General features: G+C 39.5%; 4 protein-coding genes. All 4 read right to left on the bottom strand.

Translation table 11 applies throughout. From position 1 onward, the window contains the following. Positions 1-184: 184 nt before the first annotated feature. From XEN7305_RS00420 to XEN7305_RS00405, 4 genes are read right to left on the bottom strand one after another with little or no spacing between them, the layout of a single operon-like run. Positions 185-1,441 (bottom strand): class I SAM-dependent methyltransferase, encoded by a 1,257-nt coding sequence (locus XEN7305_RS00420; protein WP_006507316.1) that lies wholly within the window; start codon positions 1,439-1,441, stop codon positions 185-187. An 8-nt stretch (positions 1,442-1,449) separates the two neighbouring features. Then, the gene (locus XEN7305_RS00415; protein WP_006507315.1) at positions 1,450-2,556 is read right to left on the bottom strand and encodes an NAD-dependent epimerase/dehydratase family protein; all 1,107 of its coding nucleotides are present in this window, start codon (positions 2,554-2,556) and stop codon (positions 1,450-1,452) included. A 54-nt stretch (positions 2,557-2,610) separates the two neighbouring features. Then, the gene (locus XEN7305_RS00410; RefSeq protein WP_006507314.1) at positions 2,611-3,459 is read right to left on the bottom strand and encodes a hypothetical protein; all 849 of its coding nucleotides are present in this window, start codon (positions 3,457-3,459) and stop codon (positions 2,611-2,613) included. A gap of 55 nt (positions 3,460-3,514) precedes the next feature. Then, positions 3,515-4,687 (bottom strand): FkbM family methyltransferase, encoded by a 1,173-nt coding sequence (locus XEN7305_RS00405; protein ID WP_006507313.1) that lies wholly within the window; start codon positions 4,685-4,687, stop codon positions 3,515-3,517. Between the last annotated feature and the right edge of the window lie 436 nt (positions 4,688-5,123).

The raw sequence follows: 5,123 nt of genomic DNA, 5'->3' as shown, positions 1-5,123 counted from the left end.
GACTTGGGGATTTAGGGATTTGGGGATCTAGGGAAAAGCCTATTACTTCGTGGTTCAACTTGGGAAATTTAATCAAAAGGAAAATTCGTCGAACTCACGTAATCCAAACAATTTTTGACCTAACACCTAACACCTAAAACCTAACACCAGTCTTGACTAGAACATAAATTGCCAAATCTTGTAATTAACTAGTGACGTATTCACTAGCCAGATTCTTTTTGTAAGGATGACGCTCCTGCTGATAATCGATCAATCTTCCGTCATGTTCAATTAACACCTTCTTGACTGCTATCCCCTCTCGCTCTATCTCGGCCACAATATCTGCGGCTCGCCACTGAGAAGGAATAATTACCACATCCACCGGATTTTCTAGCAGCCAATCTCGGAAGCGGATTTCTTGTCCAGTTCCCGGAACAAAAGTCCCAGCCTTAGCAAGATCCGAATCAATGACCAGAGGAAAACGATCAGCATTCATATCATAGCGATTCATAAAGGTTGAAGAGCGACCCAAACCGCCCCAAACTGCAACCGTTACACCAGAAGCATATAATTCTTGTAACTGCTTTTTAATCTCAACATAACTATTGGCCGTCTTCAATAAATACTCTGTACTCTTTTGGACGTATGCCAATTGATAATTGGAAACCCCAAGCCGACTGATGCCATAAATAACTTCTTTGTCATATCCATAACCAATCCTTTCCACCGAAGCGCTGCATTTAGACAACATCTTGTTAAAAGAATTAGTCGTAAATTGAGAATTATGTTCATAGAAGAAATCTACAGTTCTTCCCGTTTCCAGGACTCGATCAGCACAGGGCACTTCAAAATAAGTCAAAGGACTAATCCCAATAGAAGTAGCTACCAAGGCAATAGACTGCAAGAATCCCAGGGGATTATGTAAATGTTCTAGAACATGCCGACTAACAATCAAATCGGGCTGTAGCTCTGGTAAATGAACATCAGGCTGGAAAATTTCATTTCTGAATTCCACCAAACCCTCGCCATCTTTTGCTCCATTAACATCAAAACCAACATAACGACCTTCTGGCTTTAATTCTCTCAGTCTGGCGAGGAAACTCCCATCACCATGGCCCACTTCGACCACTACAGGTTTCTCTGGCAAGATCGCGAGGATCTCTTGGTGAATCTCACTGATAAAATCAGACCAGATTGATCCCTTATTGAAAACTGGATAGGGTTGATCTGAATAGGGAACATTAACGTAATTAAAAGAGTAATTGTAAATATGACCGCATTCAACGCATCTTACATAGTCTAATGGCAGTCGCTCTAATTGCTTGGCTTCGCGATCGGTCTTGGGTCGGACTGTATTAGCCAAGGGATGGCGCTCAAATAATAAGGGAACCGAGATATGATGACCGCAAGCAGGACAGTTTTTTTGACTTCTAATCTCAAATGTTAATTTTTTGCGTTTCATGGAATTATTTATCCTTTGCTGGTAACTAAAGTTTCTCTTTTCACTTGAGGCAAATCTTGGCTCCAACGCTCAGTATTTTGCTCAAAGATTTCTTGTAAAATATCGGGAATCGTGTAGGTAAATTCCCAACTAGGATAATGAGATTGGAATTTGCTCACATCACTAATCCACCAAATATGGTCTCCTATGCGGTTCGACTCTGAATAATTCCAATCCAATTTTTTCTGGGTGATTTCTTCGCAATATTGAATTGCTTCTAGCATGGAACAATTGCTATAGCGACTGCCTCCTATGTTGTAAACTTCGGCGATGCGAGGAGCTTGATAAAAGTGATAAAAGGCATTGACCAAATCGTAGCTATGAATATTGTCCCGGACTTGTTTTCCTTTATAGCCATAAACCTCGTAATGATCGCCGGCCATGGTACATTTCATCAAATAGGACAAGAAACCATGGAGTTTGGTTCCTGAGTGACTTGGCCCGGTCAAGCATCCACCTCTAAAAGCAGCAGTTTTCATCCCAAAATATCGACCATATTCCTGCACCAAGACATCCGCTGCCACTTTGGAAGCCCCAAAAAGCGAATGCTTACATTGGTCAATACTCATGGTTTCATCAATGCCTTTGGCATAGGCATGGTCTAGGGCAATTTCCCAGCGCAATTCTTTTTCCTCTAAAGGCAAAGCATTGGGGGTATCACCATAAACCTTGTTGGTCGAGCAAAAAATAAAGACGGCATCAGGACAGATCAAACGCGTATTCTCCAACAAAACCAAAGTTCCATTAGCGTTGACCGTAAAATCAGTGTAAGGATCTCTGGCGGCCCAGTCATGGCTGGGTTGAGCTGCGGTATGAATGATTAGATCAATATCTGTATTATAGGTTTCAAATAGAGTTTTTATTTGCTTCTCATCACGAATGTCTACAGAATGATGAATATATTTATCGCCATACAAAGCAGATAGGCGTTGGCGATTCCAATCCGTCGACGCATCCTTGCCAAAAAAGCTTTGTCGCATGTTATTGTCTATACCGACTACGGTATAACCTTTGTCGCAGAAAAAACGTACTGCTTCAGAGCCGATTAGCCCTGCTGAACCCGTAATGATAATCATGGTAGAATCTCCTAAATTATGGTGCGAATTAACTGATTGCGAATGCTTTGCGCCCTATTTGGGCTTGGCGTCATTAGACCATGACTTCAGCGGGCCAAAATATCTTAGACTTTTTGGTAATACTTGTAATTCTTCTGGGTCAATCTCAACCCCTTTCCACATGAGTCGCGAAAAATTATGGGTAAAAATAGTGCCATCAAATCCTTGCCAAATCATTTTTCCTTTATCACATCTCATCTTGTTAATATTATTGTCGGGAATGTTAAATTTACTATATTCTTCAGCCACAACGAATATGCCATTTGAAGCAGTAACTGCTACTAGTTCATAGCCTTTTCTCTTGCCCAACTCAATTAATGCGAGTAAAGAGGCTCCTTGGTTGATCGACATATCTTTATCTTGAATAAAGAGAATATCATTAGATATTGTGGAGTTATATTCTATAACCACAACAGTTGGTCGATATCTTGCGAGAGAGTCCCAGATATGATAGTCGCAGCCATCAATATCAATAGACATTAAACCAAGATTTTTGGGTATGGGTGTTTTGGCCAAAATTGACTCTAGACTGTCATTTTCGTTAAAGCCAATATATGAGTTGAAACAAAAAACATTTTTATAATTCCCAAAGTTGATATTTAATTGATTAAACATTCTTTCATTGGCTTCGATTAAAACACCGCTCCAACCTTTGTGAACAATTAAGTTATATGTATTGCTAAGCTTCTTGCCATCACAGGCGCCGAACTCAACACACCATTTTGAATAGTTTTCCTCTCCAATTATGGAAAAAATTTTCTCGATAATTCCATCTTCTCCATTTTGGGATCTAACATTATTGCGATAAGAACTGAGAACATTTTCAGTATCACTTGAGCTTGGAAAATATTTGACAATAGGCATTTCTCAACTTTCTCCCGATATTTGTAACCCTTTCTTGATTAACTTGGCACTCGAACTACACTGTTTTGGAAAAGCCATAAACTTCAATTTGATCTAGATGCAAACTAGTTTGCTCATTTAGTTGTAGGCGAACGTAGCGAGCCATTTGAGATTTGACGGGGACGACTAAGGGTCTTCCTGCTGTGCCACCAAAGATTAACCCCTCATGATTGATATACAGTTCTTGCCAGTCACTTTCATCAAGGGAAACTAGTATCTTGAGGGTACGAACTGTTTCCTCACCTTGGTCAATACAGTTGTAAACTCGCACTTCTGTCAAAGCATAGGTGTCTTCCAAATCGACTTGCCACCAAGGATTTACTTCTTGTGCAGTACAAAAACTTGGCTTACCATCTCTGATGCCATTAACTGCTTTTTGAGATTCCTTGGGTTGGGAATCCTGTGCCAAAGAGCTTTGCTGAGTTGGTTTATTGAGGGCGATATTTTCTGTGGACGGCTTGGGAACATCCTTGACATAAAGAGCATTGCCCCAATTCTTATAATTCAGAACCATGTTTTTCAATCGAAAGCCATAAAGCTTAAGAAAGGCTGTCACCTCATCAAAAGTGCAACCACCTTCATATAGGGGATCTTCGCCCACTTCAGTGAATATATACGTCAGGTTTTCTTTAAGTAGTCGATGACTCCCCATAAGGACTTTTAATTCGGAACCCTGAGTATCCATCACCAGCAGATCATAATCAGCATCAGGGAGCTTGGTCTCTACTATTTCATCAAGAGTAATAGTCTGAATTTTTAACTGTTCGACATATTCAGTTTGCGGATATAGTGTTTTGTGTCTACCCCAAGGAAACATGCTTGAAGAGCGACCTTGATTGGAGGCGACATTAAAGACAACTTCTTCCCCGGTCAAATCAGCGCATAATGCTTGTATTGGATAATGATTGGAGATGCCTTCGAGGTTTTTGGTGAGCTCCTTAAATACCGTGGGGATTGGCTCAATATAGGCACAATTTTTAAGATTTAATTTTTGATATGTTGGGATTTCATCTCTACCAGAATTAGCTCCTACGTGAACAATTCCTTGGGGTAAGGGCAGCCGCAACTCTCTGAGCATTTTTATAGGACAGGGATGGGTGCTCTTCGCATTTATGGTTGCTGTCCCCGAAAAATTCTGTCTATTTTTATGGTCAGAGGTCTCTTGACTATAAAGATTGGATGCTAGCATTGTGTATTACTTTTAGATGATAATTTAATAGGATCCCAATGATTTTCCGATTTGAGGCTATTTATGACAGTCTGTTGTCAGATTATATTTAAGATAAATTTGATAAATTTACTTAGCAAAGAAGCATTTTTTTGCTGGCATAATTGCTTACACTGTAAGTAATTATCTGGCTATCTAGTTGATTTCCTAACTTGTTCTTTATATTTGAAATATGATTAAACAACAACAGTAAAAATACGCACATATGTTCTTTGAGTAAAACACAAATACTCTTGAATTTTAGGCAAGTTACTATTGATTTCACTTACGTAATTACACTGAGATAATATTAGATTGTTTCGGAAGTCTATACATAGCCATATTTATCGTTTTCCGAGATTTACCTAACACCTAACACCTAACACCTAACACCTAACACCTAACACCTAACACCTAA

Source organism: Xenococcus sp. PCC 7305, assembly GCF_000332055.1.
Lineage (GTDB): Bacteria > Cyanobacteriota > Cyanobacteriia > Cyanobacteriales > Xenococcaceae > Xenococcus.
The sequence above is the reverse complement of the archived record's forward strand: the minus strand, read 5'-3'. Positions and strand labels throughout refer to the sequence as shown.